The following is a 24,658-nucleotide window of genomic DNA, read 5'->3' on the forward strand; positions in this document are numbered from 1 at the left end:
CGGCGGTGCGTGAAGTCGCAGCGAACGAGAACACTGCTACTGGATGTGCGCGTTGTGCGGGATTCCGGGGTCTTAGACGGCGGGGAACGAGCCCTCATCCGCGACGTGCCGAGTACGAATAGTTACGCGCTGAGGGCAGGACGAGCCGGGAGCCCCACAATCATTCCGACCAGAGCGCGCCTAGGTGCGTGAACGAGATGGTGATGATCTCCAATCGTCCGCTGGAGATCGAGGACCGCGCCGTCTTTGGGCACAGGGAAGGCGACCTGATGGTCAGACCGGGCAGTGCCTCAGCGATCGTGACGCTGCTCGAGCGGGCCACCAGCTACATCCTGCTGGGTTATCTATCCGGCGGTTACGCCGCCGAAGAGGTCCGCGACGTGCTCACTGTGCTGATCGGCACGCTGCCTACCCCTCTGCGGGGTTCGCCGACTTATGGCCAAGGATGCGAGATGGCTGCTCACAAGCAGTTCAGCACAGCGACCGGGGTCCCGGGGCTCTTCTGCGGTCCACATTCGCCCTGGCGGCGAGGGAGCAACGAGAACACTAACGGGCTCATGCGCCGGTACTTCCCCAAAGCACCGGCATGTGACCCTACGGTCTACGGGCATGCAGATCTTGAACACGTCGCTCAAGAACCCAGCGGCCGACCACGCAAGACGCTCGGCCGGGAGACCCCGGCCGAGCGTCTACGTGATCTACTGATGACCAACTAGTCATCAGGTGTGGCAACGACCCCTAGAAACCGCCGCTGCCAGAGGGTTCCAACGTGCCCCTCTTGGTACTCGTCTCCATTGTCACTCTGTTGCTGGGGCTCTACTTCCTCCTGCATAGCCTGTGCCTGTGCCCCGTAGCGCTGCCGCGCACGTACGCTGAGGGGTGGCACACCGTAGCCACCGCCCCGCAGAGCCAAGTGGAGGACCTCCTAGAAGCCACCACTCTGGTCGGGCAACCGGACTCTTGGCTGTGGATTGTGGTGGTGCTGGTCATGAGCGCGCTCGGCTCGCTGGGGGCACGGAATCTACCGGTCAACCGTGCCGCCCGAGTGCTTTGCAAGGGCTTCCTCAAGAGGATTCGCGTTTTTGACACTCCGCCGCTAAGGTGCTTGAAGGTTCATGCATCGAGGACGGGGATTGCCTCATGTGTTGCATCAGCGTTAGCTCGCCGGGGGGCGAGATGCGTTAAACGCTGCTGCCCGTGAATCCCCTCAGCGACCTCATTGGTTGCCGATGCATGCGTAGACACATCGGTACTGGGGGGATTCCGTGTTTCCAGCACGTTCATGGGCACAAGTATGTTTCGGCGCGGCCATTGCCGTGGCCGTTCTGGCGCCGTCCGCGCACGGCGCGACGAGCGCTCCCGAGACGTTGTCGCCGGCACCCGCCGCCGAGGCTGGGGTATCCGCAGGTGCGGCCGGCGACGAAAACGCCGCTCCCGACGAGGCCGATTCCGCGAGCGATGAAGCCGAAGAATCCGCAGCGGTCACACCCACGCCGACGCCGGCCCCTCCCGCTCCCTCCGCCGCGACGTCGAGTGGTGACCAGAGCACTTCGGATACTGCGCCGTCGAGCACGAGTTCCGACGCGTCGACCCCGTCCGCGTCGCCCCTGTCCGAACCGTCGGCTCAGCAGCGTTCGGTGATGCGCAGCGCCGCCGCCCTCGTGTGCACCCCCGGCAACGTCTACGGCGTGACCGGAGCCGGGCAGCTGCGGCACGTGGACCCCAATGGCACGGTGCGTTCCGTCGGTTCGGCGGCTGCGGGAGTCAGTAGCTTCAACGGGCTGGCCGTCGGTGCGTCGGGCAGCACCGTGTACGGGTATGAACGGACCAGCGGCGTCGCGTCCGGGACCACCACCGTGGTCTCGGTGGCCTCGCTGTGGCGATACGACGTCGCAACCGGCGGGTGGACGCGGCTTAACCGGACGGTCGACTCTAATGCCAACTCCCGCACGGTGCAGTTCATCGGTGGTGCCGTCAGCTTCGACAACAACCGGTACTACTTCGGCGGGTTCAGCCAGGACGGCACCCGCTTCCGGCTCTGGGAGTATGACCCGAATACCAATGCAACGAGCTTCAAGGGAGCCGTCAACACTTCTCAGGGAGCGTCTACAGGTTCCAACGGTGACATCGCCTTTGACCGCATGGGGAACTTGTTCATCGTCCGCGGCGTGGGGGCCACCACCAGCATTTTCACAGTGACCGCGGCAAACCTCGCGGCAGCTGCGGGTGGGACGATCCCGGCCGCGTTGTCGAACTCCGTCACCACCATGTCCAACGTCAACGGCGTGACCTTCGATGGAGCGGGACGGGTCTACTTGGGCGCTGGTAACGAGCTGCGCTCCTACGCCATGCCGAACTTCACTGATCGCCGGGACGTCACCATGAGTTTGGGCGGCAGTACCGACTTGGCTGGCTGCTCCCCGCCGCCCACCGTGACCCTCGAAAAGGTCGTCGACGGCGACCGCGTGCTGGCCAGCGATCAATTTCGCCTGACCTTGCGGCAGGGTTCCGAGGCCATCGGGCAGGCAACGACCACCGGCTCCTCCGCGGGAGTGCAAGACGAGCGTGTGGGACCGCTGCCCACCGTGCGTGGAGCCACGTTGCAGTTCGCTGAAGAAGCCTCGGGGACCACCAACCTCTCCGACTACGCCTCCAGCTATCGCTGTACGGTCGACGGCACCGTGATTCCGGGCGCCTCCGGTCAGGGCCGGAGTGGTTCCGTGACCATCCCGGCCTCAGGTGAAGCCGTGGTGTGCCAGATCTTCAATGCTCCGCTGGTGGCGGACATCGCGGTCCGGAAGACCGTCGTGGACTACGCCGGGAACAACCCGCAGCCAGGAGCGGGATGGACTCTGGGCGCGGCGGCTGCAGCGACCAGCGGCAGCGTCGTCACTTCGCCCACGGCGGCCCGGCAAGACGCCGGCTCCGACGGCTCGGCGTCCTGGGCGTGGCGTTTCGGCTCAGCGGACGCGCGGGCCACGCTCAGTGTGTCCGAAACCCAAGAGGCCGGGTACGAATTTGTGCGGGGCACCTGCGTCGTGACGACACTCGCCGGTTCGACGCGCACCGTCGATCTTCCGGATGAGTCGGCCGTGCCGGTCACGGGGATCGCCCCGGGGGACAGCGTGGACTGCGAGTACGTCAATAAGGTCGCCGGAGCTGAACTGACGCTGGAGAAGAATCTGCAGACGCAGTTCGATCCGGACGCCGGCGTGGCTCAGTGGATCCTCAGCGCGTCCGGCCCCACCACCGGCCTGGCCGGCGTCACGGGGGAGAGCGCGGTGACCGCCGTCGAGGTGGAGCCGGGCTCGTACGACCTGTCCGAGCGCCTGGCCCCGCAGTTTGCCGACAAAGCCGACGGGTACCAAGCGGTCAGCCTCGTGTGCACCGAGGAGAGTGCCGGCGCCATGCCGACGGTCACGCTGGAGGCGGCCACGGTGCACCTTGAGCCGGGCGACGTCGTCACCTGCACCTTCACCAATCGGGACCTGCCGGGTGACCTGCAGTGGGTCAAGGTGGCCGCGGACTCGGGAGATTCCCTGAATGGATCTGAGTGGCTGCTGACCGGCCCGAGCTTCCCTCAGGGCGAAACGGTCACTGGCGGCCACGATGGTTCCTTCTCCGTCGGCGAGTTGGCGTGGGGCGAGTACGAGTTGGTCGAAACCAAAGCGCCGACCGGATACCAGCGCAGCGACGCCGTCCACCAGGTCACGATCTCCCCGGCCGGCCTGTCAGTGCCTCTCGGCGAGATCGAGAATCGCCCTCAGGACCCCCTGGTTCTGCCCCTGACGGGCGGCACGGGGACCACAGCCTACTGGGCCGGCGGAGGCCTGCTGGCTGTGACGGCCTTTGTGATCGCGGTGTGGCGAGTCCGCCGTGAAGACGCCACGCTCAGTCGACGCTGACCCGTCTCGTGAGACGCCAACCCATCAACCTTTCTAGCGGCTGCGGCGATCCAACATCGGCCAGCCGATGCTCAACAACTCCTTCAACAGAAAGTAGAACCGTGAAAACTGTTTCACTGCCTCGGGTGCGCCTGCTCCCGGCAGCACTCGCCGCCGTCTTGGTGGCGCTGCTGGCCCTCTTTGGCTCCGCTAGTTCAGCCCTCGCGGCTCCGGCCCCAGGCCAGGAGGGGGCGCCGTCGAGTGGTTCACTGACCATTCACAAGTACGCGGGCACCCCGTCGGGTCAAGCCAACGACGGCACGGAGTTGGACCCCGAGCCCGGACGCCAGCCGATCGCCGGCGTCGAGTTCACGGTGACTGCCGTGACGGAGATCAGTGGCACGGCCGTCGACCTCACCACGGCCGCCGGCTGGGATGCGGTGGCCGCTTACACGACGACGCCACCGGAGACTGCGGACCTCACCCTGGGTTCGGCCACCACGGTGACCACCAACGGTACGGGCGTCGGTGTTGCCGCTGACCTGCCCGTGGGTCTCTACCTGGTCCAAGAGACGGGCAACGGCGGGCACAACATCACCGAGCCGGCCGCCGACTTCTTGGTGACCGTGCCCTTCCCGCAGGCCGAGGACGGCTGGAACTACAACGTGCACGTGTACCCGAAGAACACCATCGAGGGCGTCGCTGAGAAGACTGTCGACGACGCGTCGGCCCAGGGCCAGGGCGACGCCGTCACCTGGACCGTGACCTCCCCGGCCCTCGGGTCCGGCGACGCTGGCCGCCCCCTGACCAATTACCGCATGACGGATGACCTGGATCAGCGCCTGCAGTTTGTTCCCGGATCCGTGGTGGTCGCGGTCAACGGCACCCCGGTCGACGCCGAGTACTACACGGTGACCCATCCGGGCGGGCTGGGCGGCGATCTGGTCATCGCCTTCACCAGCACCGGGCTCGACTACCTCGACGCGCAGGCCGCCGACGCCGTCGTGACGTTTGCGTTTGATACCGAGGTTCAGGGGATTGGTGAGGTCCCCAACCAGGCGACGCTGATCGTCGGCGATGGCACCGTGGAGGACACGTACGAGACCAACATCCCGAACACCCCGTGGGGTGCCGTGGTCATCTCGAAGTACGACGCGGCTGACCAGAGCCGGCTCGCCGGAGCCGTCTTCGAGGTCTACACGAATGCTGAGGGATCCGGCTCCCCGGTCTCCATCGACGTCGAGGGTGTGGCAACCACCGAGTTCACCACGGCCGCGGACGGAACGGTGACGGTCCCCGGCCTCAAGGCCGGCACCTACTGGTTGAAGGAAACGCAGGCGCCCGCCGGCTACACGCTGCCGACCGAGCTGTTCGAGGTCACGGTCGTCGCCGGCGAGACGGCCCAGACGTCCACGGTGACCACGGAGATTTCCAATCAGCAGCAGACGGTGCCGGAACTGCCCCTGACCGGTGCGAATGGCCAGCTGCTCCTGACGCTGGGCGGCATCGCCCTGCTCATGGTGGCCCTGGGCCTCGTCCTGGTCAAGCGCCGCAAGGCCACGAGTGACGCCTAGGTATCGGCCGCGTCCCGTGTTGTGTGACCACGCAGAACGCGGCTAACCGAATCCGATGTCACCGGGTGGGATGCGGCGACCGTGCACGACGCACGGTCGCCGCATCCGTTGCACGGTGCATCGCCCACTTTTCCTGAGAATCCGTCTGCCGGAGGTAGAGATGACACGAACGGCCCCCGTTGGTCGCCGCCAGCGGCGCTCGACGCGAACGGCGAGGGGTTGGCGCCTGAGCGGGGCGAGCGTGCTCATTGCGGCCTTGGCGCTCGTGGGGGTCTCACTGGCCGTGTATCCGATGATGGCCAGCTGGCTGAGCTCCTACAACCAGTCCCAGCTCCTGCAGGAGTATGAGCAAAAGGTCGCGCAGGCCTCGCCACCGAGAGCCGAACAGTGGGAGCTGGCGCGGAGGTATAACTCCGTCCTTCAGGCGGGCGTCGATGTGGAAGCAGGAGCCAGCATTGCCACTGGGACTGGCACGTTGACGGACGAGTCGGTGGCCTATGCGGACACGTTGCGCGCCGACGATTCGGGAGTGATGGGCCGGGTCAAGATCGCCTCCATCGGCGTCGACCTGCCCATTTATCACGGGACGTCCGACGACGTGCTCAACCAGGGCGCGGGCCACCTCGAAGGGTCCCACCTGCCGGTGGGCGGGGAATCAACGCATTCCGTGATCACCGCTCACCGCGGACTGGCCCAAGCCGAGATGTTCACCCACCTCGATCAAGTGGAGGTGGGTGAACTCTTCGTCGTGGAGGTGCTCGGTGAGGCACTGACGTATCGCGTGGCCGAAACCCAGGTGGTTCAGCCCGAAGACACCGGGAGTCTCCGCCCCGTCGAGGGACTCGATCAGGTCACCCTGATTACCTGTACCCCCTTGGGCATCAACTCTCACCGAATCCTCGTGACCGGCGAACGCGTGCATCTCAACGGCCCCGAGGAAGCGGCCCTAGCGGCGAGCATGCCCGAGCTTCCGGGCTTCCCTTGGTGGATCGTGATTTATGCGAGCGCACTACTCGTGATCAGCCTCTATGTGTGGCGTTCGGGGTACGCGCACCACGGGCCCTCGCCGCGCCGTCCCGACCCGCGCTAGGCGGTGAGCCAGACCGCCGCGTTGGGGGCCAGCGTCTCGGTCCCGCCGCCGTCGTTGGTCAGCGCGGACTCGTCACTGACGAGCAGCACGCCGGCGCCCTCCGGGAGCGAGTAGGCCTCACCGGAGAGGTTGGCCACCAGCTGCACTTTGCCGTTGCGGTAGGCGAGGATGCCGGCGTCCGGCTGGTTGAGTTCCGTCCACTCGAGCGCCCCCGAACCCACGCTGAGCTGGCTCCGCAGGGACAGCGCCTGCCGGTAGAGCTCGTAGGTGGAGCCGGCCACGTTGACCTGCTGGTCCGCCGCGTACTGTTCGAAGCTCTCCGGCTGGGGCAGCCACGGTTCAGCGTCCGGGCTATCGCCGGAAAAGCCGTAGCTGGCCGCGTCCGCCTCCCACGGCAGCGGCACGCGGCAACCGTCGCGCCCGCGTTCGGCCCCCTCGGTTCGGAAGAAGCTCGGGTCCTGCCGCACCGAGGCGTCCAGCGTGGTGTGCTCCGGCAGGCCCAGCTCATCGCCTTGATACACGTAGGCGGAGCCGGGCAGGCCGAGCATGATGAGCGCGGCCGCGCGGCCCCGGGCCAAGCCGAGCTCCTCGTCCGGCTGCTCATCCTCGGCAGCGATTCCCTTGGGGAAGCTCGTTGGGTCCGCCAACCCGTAGCGGGTGCTGTGGCGGACCGTGTCATGGTTGGACAGCACCCAGGTGGCGGGCGCGTTGACGGCGGCGGCCTCCGTGAGCGTTTCGGATACGTTGGCGTGGATGCGTGCGGCATCCCAGCCGGCGAGCAGGAAGCCGAAGTTGAAGGCCTGGTGCATCTCATCCGAGCGCACGTACCGGAAAATCCGGCTCATGGGCTCGACCCAGGCCTCGGCCACCATCATGCGGTCGCCGTCGTACTCCGCCAGCACCCGGTGCCACGCCCGGTAAATCTCATGGACGCCCTCTTGGTCAAAGTAGGGCGGGGTGTTCTCGCCGGAGGGCGCCATATTGCCCTCTGCGGCGCCCTCTTCGGCAGCGCCGCCGGTGACTTCCTCGTTCTCGTTGCCGGCCACCATGGCCACCTTGGCGGACCAATCCGGCAGACCCTCGGCCTTGACCATGCCGTGGGCCACATCCACGCGGAACCCGTCCACGCCACGATCCAGCCAGAACCGCAGCACGTCCTCCATCTCGGCGCGGACCTCCGGGTTTTCCCAGTTCAGGTCCGGCTGCTTGGTGTCGAACAGGTGCAGGTACCACTGGCCCGGCGTGCCGTCGTCGTTGGTCAGGCGGGTCCAGGCGGGTCCGCCGAAGATCGACTGCCAGTTGTTCGGCGGTTCCGCGCCGCCCTCACCCCGGCCGTCGCGGAAGATGTAGCGGTCCCGGGCAGCGGAGCCCTCGGCGGCGTCCAGCGCCTCCTGGAACCAGGCGTGCTCATCAGAGGTGTGGTTCGGCACGAGGTCCACGATGATCTTCAGGCCCAGATCGTGCGCTTCGCGCAGCATCTCGTCGAAGTCCGCCAGCGTGCCGAAGCGCGGATCCACGTCCCGGTAGTCGGCGACGTCATACCCGGCATCGGCCTGCGGGGACGTGTAGAAGGGGGAGAGCCAGACGGCGTCGACGCCGAGGTCTGCCAAGTAGTTCAGGCGCTCGGTGACGCCCACCAAATCCCCCATGCCGTCGCCGTTTCCATCGGCGAACGAGCGCGGGTAGACCTGATAAATCACCGCATCGGCCCACCACGCGGTGGCGTCGGTGGTGGCTTCGGCGGCGCCGGTTGTGGGCTCTGAAGTCATGGTGAAATCCCTCGCATCATTGGGTGTGATGGGCATTACGCTCTGCTGTGTCAGTCTAGTTGGAGCGGGCGTGCTGGCGCACGCGTACCCAGCGGTTTGTCAGGCGGCGATAAGCCGCCGCGGCGCCGACCATGTCCCCCTCGCACAAGGAATCGACGCCGATCCGCAGGTCCTGCGGCGACTCGTCGGGCCAAACGAAGCCGGCCAGCAGCCCGTAGTCCAGTTCCACGATCGATTCGTCGTGGAACGTCGTCAGCCATTCGCTCAGCGCCGTGAGCTCGTCCAGAATGTCCAGTTCCGGGGCATTCACCGCCAACGACGCCGCCGCCACCTTGGTGCGCTCCAGCACTTGAGTGGCGGGCGCGGAAAGGCGCACGCTGAGTAGCACGTCCCCGTCCTCGTCCATTTCCAGATGGTCGTCCTCCCGCAGCGCTACGAACCACGCCAGCGGCACGCCCCACACGGACGTGCGGGTGTGCAGGTGGGCCAGGTCATCGGCGAACGCATCGGGATCCGTCCGGTCCGCGTTAGCCGTCCGCGCCGCCGCCGGCAGGACCAGCTCCAGCACTTGCGGGCGCATCAGCCGGTCCAGCTGTTCGGCCGCCACGGTGGCGCGGGTCTGCAGCTGCTCCGCGTGAAAATACGGGGTGGTCAGCCCTTCGGGGCCCGGGTAGTGCAGCACCCGGTACAGCTCCGTGTCCGGGGAGGGGAAGGGGTCAGAGGTGTGCCGCATGACGCGGCGCAGGCTCGCCAGCGCCGAGCGCTCCTCGATCTCCGCACGCGGCATCTGGCGCTGCTGCGCGATCACCAGCTGCGCGGCGTCGTCGTACGCCCGCAGGGGTTCAAAAACCCGCAGGTGGGCGGTCGGCGGGAGGCGACGGCGCGCCGACGTGCCCCCGGACTCGTTTTCCTTCACGCTGCGCCGCCCATCCGTTCAGTCCACTTCCACGACGACGGGTGCGTGGTCCGAGGCGCCCTTGCCCTTGCGCTCCTCGCGGTCAATCCACGCGGTCTTGACGCGGTCCGCGAGGGCCGGCGAGGCGAGCACGAAGTCGATGCGCATGCCTTGGCGCTTGGGGAAGCGCAGCTGCGTGTAGTCCCAGTAGGTGTAGACGCCCGGGCCGGGCGTGTGGGGGCGGACGACGTCGGTGTAGCCGGCGTCGAGGAAGGCGGTGAAGGCTTCCCGCTCCGGCGCGGAGACGTGGGTGAGCTGGTTCTCTTGGAAGTAGTCGATGTCCCAGACGTCGTCATCCTGCGGGGCGATGTTCCAGTCGCCCATGAGGGCGATCTGGGCCTGCGGGTTCTCGGCGAGCCAGGATTCGGCGTGGCCCTTGAGGGTGTCCAGCCACGTGAGCTTGTAGGGCATGTGCTCGTCCTCGCGGGCGCGTCCGTTGGGGACGTAGAGGCTCCAGATCCGCACGCCATTGCACGTGGCGGCGATGGCTCGCGGCTCCTGGATGGGGTCCTTGCCGCCCTTACCGAACGCGGGCTGATCGATGAAGGTTCGCTCCACGTCCTCGAGGCCCACGCGGGAGGCGATCGCCACGCCGTTCCACTGGTTCACACCGAAATGGGCGACCTCATACCCGTTCATCTCGAACAGGTCCCAGGGAAAATTCTCGTCCTTGCACTTGGTCTCTTGGATGGCCAGGACGTCCGCGTCCGTGCGGCGCAGCCAGTCTTCGACCCGGTCAGCGCGGGCCCGGAGCGAGTTCACATTCCACGTAGCAATCAACACGGCTCCAACCTATCAATCACTTCACCCGCCGTCAGGGGTTGACGAACCGGGCCGGTGGTGGTTTGGTTAGTTACATGAGTAATGAACCTACTAACCGGAGTCGTGAGGGAGGCGAGGAGCGTGGCTGAGAGTGCGCCGCTGTTCCTGCAGCTGGCCGAACAGATCGAGTCCGGCGTGCTGGAGGGCACCTACGCCGAGGAATCGCAAGTGCCCTCCACCAACGAGTTCGCGGCCTACCTGCGGATCAATCCCGCGACCGCGAACAAAGGCATCAACCTACTGGTTGACAAGGGGATCCTGTACAAGAAAAGGGGGATCGGCATGTTTGTGGCCGAGGGAGCGCGTGGGCAACTGCTGGCCGAGCGCCGGCAGAACTTCGCCGAGGAATACATTCAGCCGCTGCTGCGCGCAGCCGGCTATCTGGAGCTCAGCTCGGAGGAGCTGATCTCGATGATCACCGATGGGCGCAATCAGCCCGCCAGCGGCGGCGAGGGCGCGGCGAACGCCCGCGCGGCCGCCCACCACACCGCCACCAGGGGGAAGTCATGACCCGCAACGTCGTCGAAGTGGCCGGACTGACCAAGAAGTACGGCAAAACCGAGGTGCTCGGCGGGATCGATTTTGCGATCCAGGAAAACACCATCACCGGGTTGCTCGGCCGCAACGGCGCGGGCAAAACCACCATCATGTCCATCCTGTCCGGTCAGGAGCCCAAGACGTCGGGACGGCTGAACGTGTTCGGCGCGGAGCCCTTTGAGAGCGCCGGCGTGCTGTCCCGCCTGTGCTTCGTCCGGGAATCGCAGAAGTACCCGGAGGACTTCAAAGCCTCCCACGTGCTCAAAACGGCCCCGTGGTTTTTCGAGAACTGGGATGCCGAGCTGGCCGCCGAGCTGGTGGAGGTGTTCCGCCTACCGGTGGGGACGCGGATCAAGAAGCTCTCCCGCGGGCAGCTCTCCGCGGTCGCCATCATCGTCGGCATGGCCTCCCGGGCCGAGCTGACGATCTTCGACGAGCCCTACCTGGGCCTCGACGCCACGGCCCGCGGCCTGTTTTACGACTACCTGTTGCGGGACTTCATGGAGCACCCGCGCACGGTGCTGATGTCCACGCACCTGATCGACGAGGTCGCGAACCTCCTCGAGCACGTCGTGGTAATCGATCGGGGCCGCAAGGTCCTCGATACGGATGTCGAGGCGGCCCGGGAGGCCGCGTTCACGGTCGCCGGGCCCGCCCAGGCGATTGACGACGTCGTCCGTGGCCGGTCCGTCCTGCGCACCCAAGCCTTGGGTGGGCTGGCATCCGTGACGGTCGACGGCGCCGCCGATGAACAGATCCGTGCGGCGGCGGCCGCCCGCGGGCTCGAGATCGGACCCGTCGGGCTCCAGGACCTGGTGTCCGCCTACGGCCTGATGGACGACCCGGCCGCCGCCGCGCTCACCCACAATCTGCGCCCCATCCACGCCCGCCAGCGGCGTGAACAGCAAGAGGAGGTCACCCGATGAGCACCGCAACCGTCAACGCTCCGGCTACCGGCGGCGGGGCCGGTCCGCGCGGAAATCGCGTGGGTTCGCTGTCCAAGATTGTCCGCCTGCACTTCGCCGACCGCTCCCGCATGATCGATTCGCCGCTGCTCATCATGGCCGGCGTGGCCGCCTTGATTGTGCTGATCATGATCATCCTGCGGAACTTCACGCCGGCCACGGACGCCGAGTTGTCCGAGGGCTTCCGCTACAACCAGGCGGCCATCTGGTGCCTGAGTGGGTACATCATGAACATCGGCGTCATGGCCTACGCGCGCACCATGCCGTACGCGATGGGCCTCGGCTCCACCCGGCGCCAATATTTTTGGGGCACCACGGTGGCGCTGACGTTGGAGGCGCTGCTCATCGCCGCCATGATGACGGCGTTCCTGTTCCTCGAGAAGATCACCGGCCACTGGTTCACCGGCGCCCGCATGTTTGACACCTACCTTGCGGGCGACGGCGACTACGGCGCGTTGTTCCTCTTCGGGTGGGGAATCGCCCTCGCCATGCTGTTTCTGGGCAGCTTCTTCGCCGCAGTCTACCTGCGCTGGAATGTCCCCGGCGTCTTGGCCTCGATTGCGGTGCTGGTGCTGGGGCTGCTCGGCATCGTGACGTGGATTCTGGCCGCCGAAATCGACGCCTTGGCGTGGTTTACGCCGTACCCCTTCGCCAAGGTGGCCGGAATCCTGGTGTTCGTCTCCGCGCTCGCCGCGGCTGGCTCCTGGCTGGTCCTGCGGCGGGCGCCGGTGGGGCGCTAGCGGCGCCGCGCGCGAAAGCAGCGAGGGCCGTTGGTTCACTCACATGAGTGAACCAACGGCCCTCGCGGTGCTCGTAGCCGCTACCGCCACCACTTATCGAAGATCGTCACCGGCACCGTGCGCTTGTGCCGCGTCATGAGGTAGCGCCGCTCCAGCTGTTCCGCCACCGCCGGGTCGATCTCCCGGCCCTCCAGGAAGTCGTCGATCTGCTCGTACGTCACGCCCAACTCGTCCTCGTCAGTGCGGCCAGGCTGATCGTCCAGCAGGTCCGCGGTGGGTACTTTGGACCACACCGATTCGGGCGCACCGAGGTGCTCGGTGAGCTGCCGGTTCTGCCGCTTGTTCAGGCCGAACAGCGGCAGGATGTCCGCGCCGCCGTCGCCAAACTTGGTGAAGAAGCCCGTGACGGACTCGGCGCCGTGATCCGTGCCGACGACGAGCAGGCGGCGCTCGCCGGCCAGCGCGTACTGCGCCGTCATGCGCAGGCGGGCCTTGGAATTGCCCTTGTTGAAATCGGAGAGTTCCGCGCCCGTGGTAGCGGCGAACTCCGCCTCGAGTCCGTCCACGGCCGGCTTGATGTTGTACGTCCACGTGGTGTCCGGCTGGATAAAGGTCAGGGCCTTCTGTGCGTCGTCCTCGTCCGCCTGCACCCCGTACGGCAAGCGCACGGCGACGAATTCGGCGTCGTGCCCCTCGGCCCGCAGGGCCTCCGCGGCCAGCTGGGCCAGCCGCCCGGCGAGCGAAGAATCCACGCCGCCGGAAATCCCCAACACAAACCCCCGGGTACCGGTGGCCAGCGCGTAGTCCTTCAAAAACTGGACGCGCCGCCGCACCTCCTCGGCGGAGTCGATCTGGGGCTTGACGCCCATGTCCCGCACAATCTCTGCCTGCACTTCACGCATGCCCACAGCATACCGAGGCGCCGCACGGGGCTCACCGGCGGAAACCCAAAGTTCACAAGGGGGTACGACGCCGGCCCCTAGGCCGGGGTTTCTCCCGGCGCCTCGGCGCCGTCCCAGCCGAGGTTCTGGGCCATCTTCCGCAGCGAGGCCACCGTGGTGGCGTACTCCTCGGAGGAGATGTTGGCGGAGGAGGATTCGCGCATCTGGGCCACCAACTCGTCGAGCTTTTCCCAACCCGTGCTGCCTTGCGCGGTCAGCGACAGCACACCGCCATCGCTGACGATCCACCCGGATTCGACCAGCTCGGCGAGGTGCTCGTCCAAGGTGGCGGGCTCGTCATCCGGGGTGGGGGCCAAAAACGGGGCGAGCGCGTGGGTGAGCTCGTCATGCGTGGCGGGCTTCTTGGCCAGCGTGTTCAGGAGCTGCCACTGCAAGCGGGTCACCCCGTGCTCCTCCAGCGTCAGCGCAAACTGCTGGCTGATGAGGGAATCGACGAGTTTGAGCCAGTAGCCCAGGGGGCGATCAGTCGTGTCAGTCATCGTGGCCTCCTTACCCGATGTGCCTGCGGCGGTGTTCCTATCGCGTGCCTCGTGGCCCCAGCGTAAACCCGAGCGCCGGATCTGTCTCCCATGCCGCCGCCAGCGCGGCTCACCGATTAGAATTGGCAGCATGACTTCCCACGCTGACGCCCGCGCCCGCCTGCTCGAACTCATCAAAGACTTGGCCGTGGTGCGCGGCAAGGTCACGCTGTCCTCCGGCAAGGAAGCCGACTACTACATTGACCTGCGCCGCGTGACCCTGCACCACGAGGCCTCCCGCCTAGTCGGTGAGGTCATGCTGGACCTCGTCGATGAGGCCGGCATCGAGTTTGCGGCCGCCGGTGGCCTCACTATGGGCGCCGACCCGGTGGGCACCGCCATGATGCACGCGGCCGGCGGCCGTGACCGCGCCGTCGACGCATTCGTGGTGCGCAAGGCGCAGAAGTCCTACGGCATGGGCCGCCAGGTGGAGGGCCCGGGCGTCGACGGACGTGACGTCGTCGTCCTAGAGGACACATCCACTACCGGCGGGTCCGCGCTGACGGCCGTCGAGGGCGTCCGCAAGGCCGGCGGCAATGTCAAGGCCGTGGCCGTGATCGTGGACCGGGACACCGGCGCCAAGGAGCGGATCGAGGCCGAGGCTGGCGTCCCCTACCTGTTCGCGTTCGGGCTGGACGAGCTGGGGCTCTAGGCCCAGCCGCTCGAGGCTCAGCCATGGCAGTCCAGATCCGCGAGTTCGGGCCCCGCGACGCCGCCTTCTTGGCCACGCTGGCGCGGGATCCGCGCGTGGTCCGCTACGTCGGTGACGGCAGCGTCTGGTCCGACGACTACATCGCCGAGCGCACCGCGCAGGCGCTCGCGCCCAGCCCGTGGGGCGAGCGCGGAGGGGCGCACTGGGTGACGCTCTGGACGAGTGCTGAGGACGACGGCGCCGTGACCGCGGGCGAGCAGCGCATCGGGCTCGCGCTGGCCATGTTTAAAACGCTCGATGGCGTGGGCGACTGCACGGAGATCGGCTACTGGCTGGCCCCGGACTTCTGGGGTCAGGGCTTAGCGAAGCCGATGGTGCGCGCGGTGGTGTCTTGGGTGCTGGCCACGACGTCGAGCGACCGCGAGGTCCCGGTGGTGGCCCGCATTGCGCCGGACAACGCCGCGAGCGCGGCCACGGTGCGCGGGCTCGGCTTCGAGCGCATCGGCATGAGCGAGGGCATGGACGTCTTCACGCTCGCCCGCTGACATCGGCTGAGCGCAAGTGTCCGCGAGCCCGGCTCACCAAGCGCTCATCAGGGCGAGCCGGTGTTCTTGATGCCGGGCGTGAGCCCTGCAACCATGAGTGCACGAATCCGGACGAACGGGGGAGACATGAAAAAGCGTCAACGAGTCATCGCTGCGGTGGCCGCTGCAGCGCTGGCGGCGGGGATCGTGGTGCCGTGGGCGGCGTTCACCGGCTCGCTGTCGAGCGCGCCGCCGGACGTCCAGGAGCCTGAGGCGCCGGCTGGCGAAGTCTTGACGGCCGAGGACGCCCCACACCTGTCCGCCGAGGAGATTGCTCTGTTCAATTCGGGCGATTTCACGTCTGCAACGGTAGACGCCGAAACCGGCGAGCTGTTGTCCGTTCAGAAGTAGTGGCGATTACGCGGGAGCCCTCATCTCGTCGTGCCTTCTGGGCGGCACCGCGTTGGCGGGTGCCACCGCCAGGATGAGGAGCACGACGGCGATGCATGCTAGCCCCGCCCAGCCCACCGGGGTGAGCGCCTCGCCCACAATCACCACGGCCAGTACGGAGGCGACGGCCGGCTCCGTCAGAGTGATGGTGGTGGCGGTGCTGGGTGCGACGCGGGTGAGGCCGAACCCGAACAGCACGTAGCCCAGGAACATCGGGACGAGCGCCATGTACGCGGCGATGAAGAAGGACTCCCGCGACTCGAGGATGGGTGCGCCCGTCACCAAGAGCACAGGCATGAGCAACGCGCCGCCCGTCCCGAACACCGCGCCCATCGACGCAGAGCGGCGGATCCCACCAGCCATGAGCCGGTGCACCACCCACGAATAGGACGCGTAGGAAGCGCCAGCGATGAGGCCCAGCCCGATCCCGGCGAGGGTGTGCAGCGCGGTGCCCGCGCCGCCGTCGTGCCCTGAACCAGACGGCCCTACATCCGACAACTCAGCGCCGCCGACTTCGGCAGCGCAGAGGAGGGTGGCGCCGACGATGCCGATCGTCGCGGCGATCATCCACCAGCGGCTGAGCGGACGGCGGTCGAGCAACCGCTCCAGCGCGCCGGAGGCGAGCGGTGCCGAGGCGAGTGAGGCGACCGAACCGACGGCCACTCCCGCGATCGCCATCGAGCTGTAGAACGCGAGCGGGTAGATGGCAACGGCGACCGCTCCGAACAGGACTAGACCCGCTCGGGCGCGAAGGTCGCGGCGGTGCCCGTGGTGCCCCACAGCAGCGCGGTGACGGTGATGGCCGCGACGCCGGCGGGCTGCGCAGTCCTCATGCGGCGCCTCCAAAAATAGGGTGGACAGCCTACAGTCTGGGGGATACGGCCCCGCGTGCGCCAATGTGTCCGGCTACAGCCACTTGTTGTAGCGAAACACCGCCCACAGGGTGAGGCCAAGGCCCACCATGAGGCCCAGCGCCCCGTAGTATCCGAAGTCCCAGGCCAGCTCCGGCATGGTGTCAAAGTTCATGCCGTACACCGCGCCGATGAGGCTCGGCGCAAAAAGGATGGCCGCCCAACCGGAGATCTTCTTCATCTGCTCGTTCTGTTCCACGCCAGCCCGCGCGGCGGCCTCCGAGCTGAGGGTGGAGGAGAGCGAGAGCGCGTTGGTCAGGAGGGCACGCATCCCCGAGATGCGCTCGTTGAGGTGCACAACGTGGTCTTGCACGTCGGCGAGGTAGCGATCCAGCTCCGTGGCTTGGGACTCGCTCATCGCGGCCGCGTCCCCGGAGCTCTCCCACGCCGAACCTCCCGTGGCGAGCCGATTCCGGAGCGTCGTCAGCACCCGCTCGAGGGGAGCGACGGCTTTCTGGAACTCCGCCACCTCACGGAACAACTCGTAAATCCGCCGGGAGACGCTGAAATCGCCGGAGAAGAGGTCCGCCTCGATCTCCTCGATGTCCACGCCGAGCCCGTCGGCCACGGGCTCGTACTCGTCCACCACTTGGTCGATGATGGCGTACTGGATCGCCACCGTCCCCATGGCCAAGAGCTCGGGCGAGCGTTCCATGCGCCGCCGCACGTGCGCGAGGTCCGGTACCTCGGCCTGCCGGGCGGTGATGACGAAGTCCGGCCCGGTGTAGACGTGCAGTTCGCCGAACTCAACCTTTTCGACGTCGTCCAAGTACCGGGCCGGCCGCAGGACGAGCAGCGTGTGGTCCTCGTAGGAGTCCATCTTGGCCCGCTGGTGCGCTTCCAGCGTGTCCTCGACGGCGAGCGGGTGCAGGCTGAATTCATCCGCGGCGCGGTGAATCTCCTCGGGCGTGGGCCGGTAGAGGCCCATCCAGCACGTCCCGCCGCGCTCCTGGAGCGCCGCGACCGTGGCCCCAAACTCCGGCGGGGCGTGGGTGCGCTGACCGTTGACGTAAATCGCACTATCGACGATGGGCATGGCTCTAGCGTAGGCGCGCACGGGGGCGAGAGGCGACGGCGCTCGGCGGTGGCGCGCGAGCACGCCCGCCACGTCGTCGTGCCCTGTCGCCCGCCGCTCCTCGCCTGAGTAAAACCTGAGAGCGTGCGGGAAAGTGCCTGCCAGTGTTCCGCCGTCCGTTGACGAGCCGGGTGCAGGCGGGCCTACGGTGGCACTACACCGAGATCCGGAGGTGAGGACATGCCACGGCAAGAGCGGGACGACACCCCGCAGATCAAGGATCAGGAACTCTACGAATCGTTGCGCGACGAAGGCGAATCCAAGTCGAAAGCGGCGCGCATCGCCAATGCGGCCGCCCGTGATGGGCGGGACACCGTCGGAGAGCGCGGCGGCAGCTCGCCGAGCTACGAGGACTGGACGGTGGATGAGCTGCGCGACCGAGCTCGGGAGATCGGCCTGAGCGGCTATTCGGATCTGCGCAAGGACGACCTCATCGACGCGCTGCGCAACTCCTAGCGCCGACTCCCACACCCCTGCCCCTGCATGGCTGAGGAGGACCCATGGAATCGCAAGATCGACCCACCGGCCCGGAAAACACCGTCTGGATTGACGGGAACCGGGTTGAGCCACTGGAAGAAGAACCAGAGATCGAGGACGACTCGGCCCAGACACTGCCCGACGGGGTGAGCGAGGATCCCGCAGCTGAGGCCGAGGGCCCCAACGAGGACGAGGAGCGGTTCGATGCCGGATAACACCCAGATGCCCTACCTCAACAACCCGGTCACCAAGTACCCGAAGATCAGCCCGCCCCCGCAGGATCAGCCCGAACCCGGACTGGATGCCACGCTGGATCCCAAGGCGGATCACGGCGAGAAGACCTATCAAGGCTCCGGCCGGCTGGCCGGGCGCAAGGCCCTCATTACCGGCGGCGATTCTGGCATCGGTGCGGCCGTGGCCATCGCCTACGCGCGCGAGGGCGCGGACGTGGCCATCGCCTACCTGCCGGCCGAGGAAGAGGACGCGCGCCACGTCATCGCGCAGATTCAGGCCACCGGGCAGCAGGCTGCCGGTCTGCCGGGAGACCTGCTGGATCCGGAGTACCGGGATTCGCTGGTGGATGACGCCGCCGAGGCGCTCGGCGGGCTCGACATTCTGGTGAACAACGCGGGCAAGCAGGTGTACGCGGAAAAGCTGGAGGACCTGACGGATCAGCAAGTGAGTGAGACCTTCCAGGTCAACATCATCGCGATGTTCACGCTGACACGCGCGGCGTTGAAGTACCTGCCGGAGGGCGGGTCCATCATCAACACCACGTCGATTCAGGCCTACCAGCCCTCGGCCCACTTGGTTGACTATGCCTCCACGAAAGCCGCGATCAACGCGTTCACCAAGGGGCTCGCTGAGCAGCTGGGCCCCCGCGGTATTCGGGTCAATGCCGTGGCGCCGGGCCCGGTGTGGACGCCGCTGCAGGTCTCCTTCGGCCAGCCGAATGAGCGCCTGCCGCACTTTGGCCACAACGTTCCGCTCGGCCGGCCCGGCCAGCCCGCGGAACTCGCGGCGCCGTATGTGTTCTTGGCCTCCGATGAGGCCAGCTACGTCTTGGGCGAAACGCTCAACGTCAACGGCGGCAAGCCCTCGCCGTAGTCCCGCTCCGACCTCAGCTGGCGCCGCGCGCCCCACGGCGAGGGCGCGCGGCCCTCTGTGTGGGCGGGTGCTACGCGTCGAACCGGCGGATCCACTCGGCCGGGGCGTCGAACACCGGCTGAATGGCCCGCAGTGCTGCGCCCGCGAGTGAGGGGCGAGGCTGCGCCGTCGTGGTCTCCACGGCCACGGACTCGGCCTCGCCCGTCAGGGCGTGCGCCCGCAGCTGGGCCTCGATGAGCGGGGTGATGTCCGCGGCGAGTTCGCGGAAATACCCGCCCAGCACCACGGTGGGCAGGTCTGCAATGTTAAGGACGTGGGACAGGGCCAATCCGAGCTGCGTCCCGATCTGCTCGGCTGCTTGGGCGCGCGCCGCGCCGTCGAGCGTGGCAAAGAAGTCCGCGATGAGCCCCTGATGACCGGCCTGAGCGGCCAGCGCCCAGTAACTGGCGTACGCCTCGAGGCATCCCCGCCGCCCGCAGCGGCACGCGGGGCCCTGTGGGTCGAGGCACAGGTGGCCGATCTCGCCGCCCCAGCCGTGCGTGCCGCGCTGAATCTCGCCGTCGATCACCAGGGCCCCGCCAATGCCCGTCTCCCCATAGACCAGCACAAATCCCTCACCCCGCCGGTTGAGGACTTCGGTCTCCGCGACCAGCCGGGCGTCGTTTTCGATGCTGACGTCCAGGCCCTCCAGGCCGGGGGCGCCCTCCAGCAGTTCCGCGAGCGGCGCCTCCGCCCAGTCGAGGTTCGGTGCGGAGCGCACGCTGCGCCCGTCCGGCGCGAGGCGCCCGGGCACGGAGACGCAGATGCCGCTGGTGCGGGTGTGCGGGGTGGCGGCCAGCAATTCCGCCGCGAGGTCCGCGATCAGCACGACGGCGTCGCGCGGGGAGGGGGCGCGCGTCACCTCCGTCTCCGCGGAGGCGATGATCTGCCGGCGCATGTCGATCATGTTGACGCTGACGTGGTCCGCTCCCACCGAGGCGCCAAGGGCCACCACCTGGGCGCTGGCGATCGAGACGGGGGTGGAGGGTCGTCCGCCGGCGGCCCCCGCAGCCCGCGTCGGGGCGTGCTCGATGAGGAACCCGGCGGCGAGCAGCTCATCGATCAACCGGGACACCGTGGGTTTGGTGAGCTCCGTGGCCTGGGCCAGCGCGGCCCGGGAGAGGGGGGTCTCGCTGGCGGCGAGCGTGTTGAGCACGGTCCCTAGGTTGTGCTCCCGCACGTTGGTCAGCTGCATGGACACCCTCTCAGTGGATCGCGCGTCGGGACGTCTTCGGTGGGTCGGCGTGGTGGGTATTGCGTTCGACGCTTCCGACGATCATACTAAGTAATTATTCATAACTAATCGCCTCCACGGAAGGAAGACCCCATGACGGTCCCCACCCCCACCCCCGAGCACAAGTTCGCTTTCGGTCTCTGGACCACCGGCTGGGAGGCGCGCGACCAGTTCGGCCTCGCCACCCGCCCGGCGATCGACCCGGTGGAGCACCTTCGCCGGCTCGCCGAGCTGGGCGCTTGGGGCTTCACGTTCCACGACAATGACGTCATCCCCTTCGGCGCGTCGGCCTCGGAGCGGGATTCCATCCTGTCCCGCCTCAAGGGCGCGGTCGACGAGACCGGCCTGGTGGTGGAGATGGTCACCACGGACACGTTCGCGCACCCGATCTTCAAGGATGGCGCCTTCACCTCCAACGATCGCGGCGTCCGCCGCTACGGCCTGCGCAAGGTCCTCGAGAACGTAGACCTCGCCGCGGAACTCGGCGCCAAGACGTTCGTCATGTGGGGCGGCCGCGAGGGCTCGGAGTACGACTCCTCCAAGGACCTGCTGATGGCCCATGCCCGCTACGCCGAGGGCATCGACACGGTCGCCGGCTACATCAAGTCCAAGGGATACGACATGCGCATCGGCCTCGAGCCGAAGCCGAACGAGCCGCGCGGCAACATCTTCCTGCCCACCATCGGCCACGCCCTCGCGTTCATTGAGAAGCTGGAGAACGGCGACATCGTGGGCGTGAACCCGGAGACGGGCCACGAGCAGATGGCCACCCTGAACTACAACCACGGCCTGGCCCAGGCGCTGTGGGCGGATAAGCTCTTCCACATTGACCTCAACGGCCAGCACGGCCCGATGTATGACCAAGATCTGGTCTTCGGTCACGGCGACCTGATCAACGCGTTCTTCACGGTGGACCTGCTGGAGAACGGCTTCCCGTCCAAGCCGGGCGCCTACCAAGGGGCACGCCACTTCGACTACAAGCCGTCCCGCACCGAGTACACCGCCGGCCAGTTCGACTCGGCCGCGGCGAACATGGAGATGTACCTCATGCTCGCCGAGCGCGCCACGTCCTTCCGCGCGGACCCGGAGGTCCAGGAGGCCCTCGAGTTCTCCGGCATCAACGAGCTGGCCCAGCCGACCATCGCCGACGGCGAGTCGCTCGAGGACCTGCTCGCCGACCGGGCCGCCTACGAGGAGTTCGACGTCGAGCGCGCCGCCGAACGCAACTACGGCTTCGTCCGCCTGCACCAGCTGGCCATGCGCCACCTGATCGGCTTCGGCGGCAAGTAACCACTGTGCCGGGTGCGCCCGGCACACCCGAGTGAGGGGCGGGAAGTAGGGGTACGGCGGCGGTGCGCACCGCCGTCGTACCCCTTCCCCTGCGCCCCGCTGGGGCCCGCACCCTCTGGACAAACACCGCGCCGACCACTGAGGATTCACGTATGAGCCGCACGCTAGTTGCAGGAATTGATTCGTCCACCCAATCCACCAAGGTCTTGCTGGTTGATGCCGACACCGGTGAGGTGGTCGACGAGGCCCGGGCCCAGCATCCCGATGGCACGGAGGTGGACCCGCAGGCCTGGCTGGACGCGCTGGATGCCGCCGGTGCCGGGCTCCTGGAGCGGGCGGACGCGGTGGCCGTCGGTGGGCAGCAGCACGGGCTCGTGGCGTTGGACGAGAACAACCAAGTGGTCCGCGACGCGTTGCTGTGGAATGACACGCGTTCCGCCGGCGCTGCGGAGGACCTGATCGCCGAGATGGGCGGGCCACAGGCCTGCGCCGAGGCAACCGGATCGCTGCTGGTGCCGTCCATCACCTCCACCAAGCTGCGCTGGGTGCGGGACCATGAGCCGGACAACGCGGCGCGGATCAAGCGCGTATTGTTGCCGCACGACTACCTGACGTGGCACCTGAACGCGGACAAGACCCGCTTCACCACGGACCGCGGCGACGCGTCCGGGACCGGTTACTACTCGACGGCGCAGAACGCGTGGGACCCGGCGCTCGCCGAGGCCGCGTTGGGGCACGCGTTCGAGTTGCCCGAGGTGGCCGAGCCGCACGCCGTGGTGGGCCAGACGGCGTGGGGTGCGAAGATCGCCCCCGGCACGGGGGACAACATGGCTGCGGCGCTGGGGCTGAACCTCAAGCGCGGCGACGTCTCGCTGTCCGTGGGAACCTCCGGGGTGGCGGCGATGGTGTCCCCGACGCCGACCGCCGACGCGACGGGGCTGGTGGCCGGATTCGCGGACGCCACCGGGCAGTACCTGCCGCTGGCGTGCACGCTGAACGCGGCGCGCATCCTCGATTTTGGGGCGCGGATCCTTGGTGTGGACCACGCCGAGCTGGCCCAGTTGGCACTGGAGTCGGTGCCGGGCGCGCACGGCGTGACGCTGCTGCCGTATTTGGACGGCGAGCGGACGCCCAACCGGCCGGACGCCACCGGAACGCTGGTGGGGCTCACCACCGCGACGAGCCGGGCGGATCTTGCGCGGGCGTGCGTCGAGGGGCTGCTGTGCTCGCTTGCGGACGCCGTGGAATACCTCGAGGAGGCCACCGGGACGAGCGCCGAGCGGATCTTCCTGATTGGCGGCGGCGCGAAGTCGGCCGCGGTGCGGGAACTGGCGCCGTCGATCCTGGGGCGCGACGTCGTCGTCCCCCCGGAACGTGAATACGTGGCGCTGGGTGCCGCGCGTCAGGCCGCGTGGGCGCTGACCGGGCGTGAACCCGAGTGGGAAGTGGCGGGGGAGAAGATCTACTCGGCCGAGGCGACGCCGGAGGTGCTGGCGCAGTACCGCGCGCTGAAAGAGAACACCGCCGGCTGGTGAGTAGTGCCACGTGGTTCGTCGTCCGCGATGGGTCGTGAGGAAAGGCTGAAGATCCGGGGATCTGCAGCCTTTCCGTACGACCCAACTTCGCGGCCCAGCAATTTCTCGCGACCCGATGCCGTTGTGGTTGCGTTTAGCCCTGGCGCGCCTTGAGGCGTGGGTTCTTTTTGTTGATGACGAAGACTCGGCCGCGGCGCCGCACGATCTGCGCGCCCGGCTGCTTCTTCAGGGCCTTGAGTGAGTTGCGAACCTTCATGGTGGACACCTTCCGAATTGTTGCGAATGATTCTCATTATATGGTTTGCTCGGTGAGAGAACGCAAATCAGGTGGAGGAGAACCATGCGCGACGTCGTCCTTGTTGTGGGTGCGTGTGCGCCGGAACGGCGAGAACACGCCCGAAAGATCAGCACTGCGCGGCAGGCGACTATCGCTGCCGGGGCGTTGCCTGCCCGGCACGCACCCCGCGAGGCCGTGGCGGCCGGCTTTGACGACCTCGCTGCCACCGTGCATCTGCTCGAACGCCACAACCCCGGCGGATCCGTGGTGATCGACCTGCCACTTGAGCTGCCGGTCACGGACGCCATTGGGTTCGTCAGCGATGGCTCCTTCGCCGGCGAGCTGGCCGACGTGGTGTGCGTTGTCGATGCCGCGCACGTGCTGGAGGACCTCTTCGACGACGCCTACGCTGTCGATCTGGTGGCGCGAGCGCTTCTGACCGTCCAGCAAATCGAGTACGCCTCGGTCATCCTGTTGACCAACGCGGAGTCGCTGACCGGGCCGGAGCTTTCCGCGGTGAGCAGCCTCATCAGCCACTTAGCCCCGACCGCCCACCTCGCCATGGACGTGGACCGCTGGCTCGGGGATGATCGGCGGGCCCATGAAGCACCGGAGCCCGGCCTGCGCCCCGGGTGGATCCAGCAGCTGAATGCCGCTGAACCATCCGCCCGTGCGCCACGCGTGATCGACCCGCGCATCGCGGCCCTTCGGTATCACCGCATCCGCCCGTTCCACCCGGCGCGCTTGCGCGCAGCCCTCGATGATCTGGGCGACGGCGCCGCGGGGCAGATCATCCGCTCCTCGGGTTTCGCGCGGCTCGCCACGCGAGAGCACATCACGGCGCACTGGGAGCAGGTGGGTCAGATGTTTGATCTCCTCCCGATCCAGCGGGACGACGCCGACGCGGAGGAGAGCGTGAGCCTCGGCCAAGACATTGTCTTCACGGGCTTCCTCCTTAATGCCGGTGAACTCGTCCGCGTTCTCGACGCGGCGCTTCTGACCGACGCAGAGTTTCTGGCGGGTCACGCCGCGTGGTGCCAGTACGAGGATCCGTTCCCCGCGTGGGTTCAGGTGCACGACGCCGCCGACGACTGACCCGCATCTCGCCGCACCCACCCTGCATCGTGCCGATGGGTCGCGCAGAAACGCGCTAGGGCCCTGATGGGTCGTACGGAAATGCTGCAAATCCCGCGATGTGCAGCATTTCCGTACGACCCACTCCTGCGACCCAGCACTTTCGCACCACCCATCCGGTCCGGACGCGCCGGGTC

General features: G+C 67.6%; 24 protein-coding genes and 1 pseudogene. 16 read left to right on the forward strand and 9 right to left on the reverse strand.

Annotated elements, in window-relative coordinates; all coding sequences use genetic code 11:
- Positions 1-134: 134 nt before the first annotated feature.
- The 4 genes and pseudogenes from IW252_RS08430 to IW252_RS08445 form a co-directional block, all read left to right on the forward strand.
- Positions 135-716 (forward strand): annotated as a pseudogene (locus tag IW252_RS08430) (IS30 family transposase); the annotation flags it as partial.
- Between the two features lie 549 nt (positions 717-1,265).
- A complete protein-coding gene (locus IW252_RS13720) occupies positions 1,266-3,905 on the forward strand; it encodes a SpaA isopeptide-forming pilin-related protein (protein WP_196836145.1) in 2,640 nt (879 codons plus the stop codon).
- Positions 3,906-4,006: 101 nt separating this feature from the next.
- A complete protein-coding gene (locus tag IW252_RS08440; RefSeq protein ID WP_196836146.1) occupies positions 4,007-5,458 on the forward strand; it encodes a SpaH/EbpB family LPXTG-anchored major pilin in 1,452 nt (483 codons plus the stop codon).
- A gap of 160 nt (positions 5,459-5,618) precedes the next feature.
- A complete protein-coding gene (locus tag IW252_RS08445) occupies positions 5,619-6,548 on the forward strand; it encodes a class C sortase (RefSeq protein ID WP_196836147.1) in 930 nt (309 codons plus the stop codon).
- On the opposite strand, the gene IW252_RS08450 is transcribed toward IW252_RS08445, so the two are convergent.
- From IW252_RS08450 to IW252_RS08460, 3 genes are read right to left on the reverse strand one after another with little or no spacing between them, the layout of a single operon-like run.
- Complete coding sequence (locus IW252_RS08450; RefSeq protein ID WP_196836148.1) at positions 6,545-8,317, reverse strand: glycoside hydrolase family 13 protein; 1,773 nt, start codon at positions 8,315-8,317, stop codon at positions 6,545-6,547. The genes IW252_RS08445 and IW252_RS08450 overlap by 4 nt on opposite strands.
- Positions 8,318-8,372: 55 nt before the next feature.
- Positions 8,373-9,233: a hypothetical protein gene (locus IW252_RS08455; protein ID WP_196836149.1), complete on the reverse strand. Its 861-nt coding sequence runs from the start codon at positions 9,231-9,233 to the stop codon at positions 8,373-8,375.
- 18 nt (positions 9,234-9,251) lie between these two features.
- A complete protein-coding gene (locus IW252_RS08460; RefSeq protein ID WP_196836150.1) occupies positions 9,252-10,055 on the reverse strand; it encodes an exodeoxyribonuclease III in 804 nt (267 codons plus the stop codon).
- A gap of 120 nt (positions 10,056-10,175) precedes the next feature.
- Here IW252_RS08460 and IW252_RS08465 point away from each other — a divergent pair, with 120 nt between their 5' ends.
- The 3 genes from IW252_RS08465 to IW252_RS08475 are packed head-to-tail and all read left to right on the forward strand — an operon-like array spanning position 10,176 to position 12,336.
- Complete coding sequence (locus tag IW252_RS08465) at positions 10,176-10,604, forward strand: GntR family transcriptional regulator (protein WP_408065768.1); 429 nt, start codon at positions 10,176-10,178, stop codon at positions 10,602-10,604.
- Complete coding sequence (locus IW252_RS08470; protein WP_196836152.1) at positions 10,601-11,557, forward strand: ATP-binding cassette domain-containing protein; 957 nt, start codon at positions 10,601-10,603, stop codon at positions 11,555-11,557. Before IW252_RS08465 ends, IW252_RS08470 begins: the two co-directional genes overlap by 4 nt.
- On the forward strand, positions 11,554-12,336 hold the full coding sequence (locus IW252_RS08475; RefSeq protein WP_196836153.1) for a hypothetical protein: 783 nt from the start codon (positions 11,554-11,556) through the stop codon (positions 12,334-12,336). The genes IW252_RS08470 and IW252_RS08475 overlap by 4 nt, the downstream gene beginning before the upstream one ends.
- Positions 12,337-12,416: 80 nt before the next feature.
- On the opposite strand, the gene nadE is transcribed toward IW252_RS08475, so the two are convergent.
- Positions 12,417-13,238 (reverse strand): ammonia-dependent NAD(+) synthetase, encoded by an 822-nt coding sequence (nadE, locus tag IW252_RS08480; protein ID WP_196836154.1) that lies wholly within the window; start codon positions 13,236-13,238, stop codon positions 12,417-12,419.
- Between the two features lie 77 nt (positions 13,239-13,315).
- A complete protein-coding gene (locus IW252_RS08485; protein ID WP_196836155.1) occupies positions 13,316-13,777 on the reverse strand; it encodes a MarR family winged helix-turn-helix transcriptional regulator in 462 nt (153 codons plus the stop codon).
- Positions 13,778-13,907: 130 nt separating this feature from the next.
- Between IW252_RS08485 and pyrE the strand changes: the two genes are divergently transcribed.
- The 3 genes from pyrE (at position 13,908) to IW252_RS08500 (ending at position 15,403) form a co-directional block, all read left to right on the forward strand.
- On the forward strand, positions 13,908-14,468 hold the full coding sequence (pyrE, locus tag IW252_RS08490; RefSeq protein WP_196836156.1) for an orotate phosphoribosyltransferase: 561 nt from the start codon (positions 13,908-13,910) through the stop codon (positions 14,466-14,468).
- Positions 14,469-14,491: 23 nt separating this feature from the next.
- Positions 14,492-15,013 carry a GNAT family N-acetyltransferase gene (locus IW252_RS08495; RefSeq protein ID WP_196836157.1) on the forward strand — a complete coding sequence of 174 codons (522 nt, stop codon included), beginning with the start codon at positions 14,492-14,494 and terminating at the stop codon, positions 15,011-15,013.
- Between the two features lie 126 nt (positions 15,014-15,139).
- Entirely contained in the window at positions 15,140-15,403 is a 264-nt protein-coding gene (locus tag IW252_RS08500; protein ID WP_196836158.1) for a hypothetical protein, read from the forward strand.
- A 6-nt stretch (positions 15,404-15,409) separates the two neighbouring features.
- Here the strand turns inward: IW252_RS08500 and IW252_RS08505 are convergent, their stop codons facing one another.
- On the reverse strand, positions 15,410-16,120 hold the full coding sequence (locus IW252_RS08505; RefSeq protein ID WP_331271494.1) for an EamA family transporter: 711 nt from the start codon (positions 16,118-16,120) through the stop codon (positions 15,410-15,412).
- A gap of 228 nt (positions 16,121-16,348) precedes the next feature.
- Positions 16,349-17,389 carry a magnesium and cobalt transport protein CorA gene (locus IW252_RS08510; RefSeq protein ID WP_196836159.1) on the reverse strand — a complete coding sequence of 347 codons (1,041 nt, stop codon included), beginning with the start codon at positions 17,387-17,389 and terminating at the stop codon, positions 16,349-16,351.
- Positions 17,390-17,608: 219 nt separating this feature from the next.
- On the opposite strand from IW252_RS08510, the gene IW252_RS08515 reads away from it, so the two are divergent.
- Genes IW252_RS08515 through IW252_RS08525 form a run of 3 tightly spaced genes read left to right on the forward strand, consistent with a single transcriptional unit; the run spans position 17,609 to position 19,012 of the window.
- Positions 17,609-17,884, forward strand: a complete 276-nt coding sequence (locus IW252_RS08515) for a DUF7218 family protein (RefSeq protein WP_196836160.1) — start codon at positions 17,609-17,611, stop codon at positions 17,882-17,884.
- A 44-nt stretch (positions 17,885-17,928) separates the two neighbouring features.
- Positions 17,929-18,120: a hypothetical protein gene (locus tag IW252_RS08520; protein ID WP_196836161.1), complete on the forward strand. Its 192-nt coding sequence runs from the start codon at positions 17,929-17,931 to the stop codon at positions 18,118-18,120.
- Positions 18,110-19,012 carry a glucose 1-dehydrogenase gene (locus tag IW252_RS08525; protein WP_269211941.1) on the forward strand — a complete coding sequence of 301 codons (903 nt, stop codon included), beginning with the start codon at positions 18,110-18,112 and terminating at the stop codon, positions 19,010-19,012. The genes IW252_RS08520 and IW252_RS08525 overlap by 11 nt, the downstream gene beginning before the upstream one ends.
- Positions 19,013-19,082: 70 nt before the next feature.
- Here IW252_RS08525 and IW252_RS08530 read toward each other — a convergent pair whose 3' ends face one another.
- Entirely contained in the window at positions 19,083-20,246 is a 1,164-nt protein-coding gene (locus IW252_RS08530; RefSeq protein WP_196836162.1) for an ROK family transcriptional regulator, read from the reverse strand.
- 132 nt (positions 20,247-20,378) lie between these two features.
- Between IW252_RS08530 and xylA the strand changes: the two genes are divergently transcribed.
- Positions 20,379-21,575: a xylose isomerase gene (xylA, locus tag IW252_RS08535; RefSeq protein ID WP_196836163.1), complete on the forward strand. Its 1,197-nt coding sequence runs from the start codon at positions 20,379-20,381 to the stop codon at positions 21,573-21,575.
- 152 nt (positions 21,576-21,727) lie between these two features.
- On the forward strand, positions 21,728-23,110 hold the full coding sequence (xylB, locus tag IW252_RS08540) for a xylulokinase (RefSeq protein WP_196836164.1): 1,383 nt from the start codon (positions 21,728-21,730) through the stop codon (positions 23,108-23,110).
- Positions 23,111-23,243: 133 nt separating this feature from the next.
- Here the strand turns inward: xylB and ykgO are convergent, their stop codons facing one another.
- Positions 23,244-23,366 carry a type B 50S ribosomal protein L36 gene (ykgO, locus tag IW252_RS08545; protein WP_196836165.1) on the reverse strand — a complete coding sequence of 41 codons (123 nt, stop codon included), beginning with the start codon at positions 23,364-23,366 and terminating at the stop codon, positions 23,244-23,246.
- Between the two features lie 84 nt (positions 23,367-23,450).
- Between ykgO and IW252_RS08550 the strand changes: the two genes are divergently transcribed.
- Positions 23,451-24,482 carry a GTP-binding protein gene (locus tag IW252_RS08550; RefSeq protein WP_196836166.1) on the forward strand — a complete coding sequence of 344 codons (1,032 nt, stop codon included), beginning with the start codon at positions 23,451-23,453 and terminating at the stop codon, positions 24,480-24,482.
- The last annotated feature ends 176 nt before the right edge of the window (positions 24,483-24,658 follow it).

Source organism: Zhihengliuella flava, assembly GCF_015751895.1.
Taxonomy (GTDB): Bacteria; Actinomycetota; Actinomycetes; order Actinomycetales; family Micrococcaceae; genus Zhihengliuella; species Zhihengliuella flava.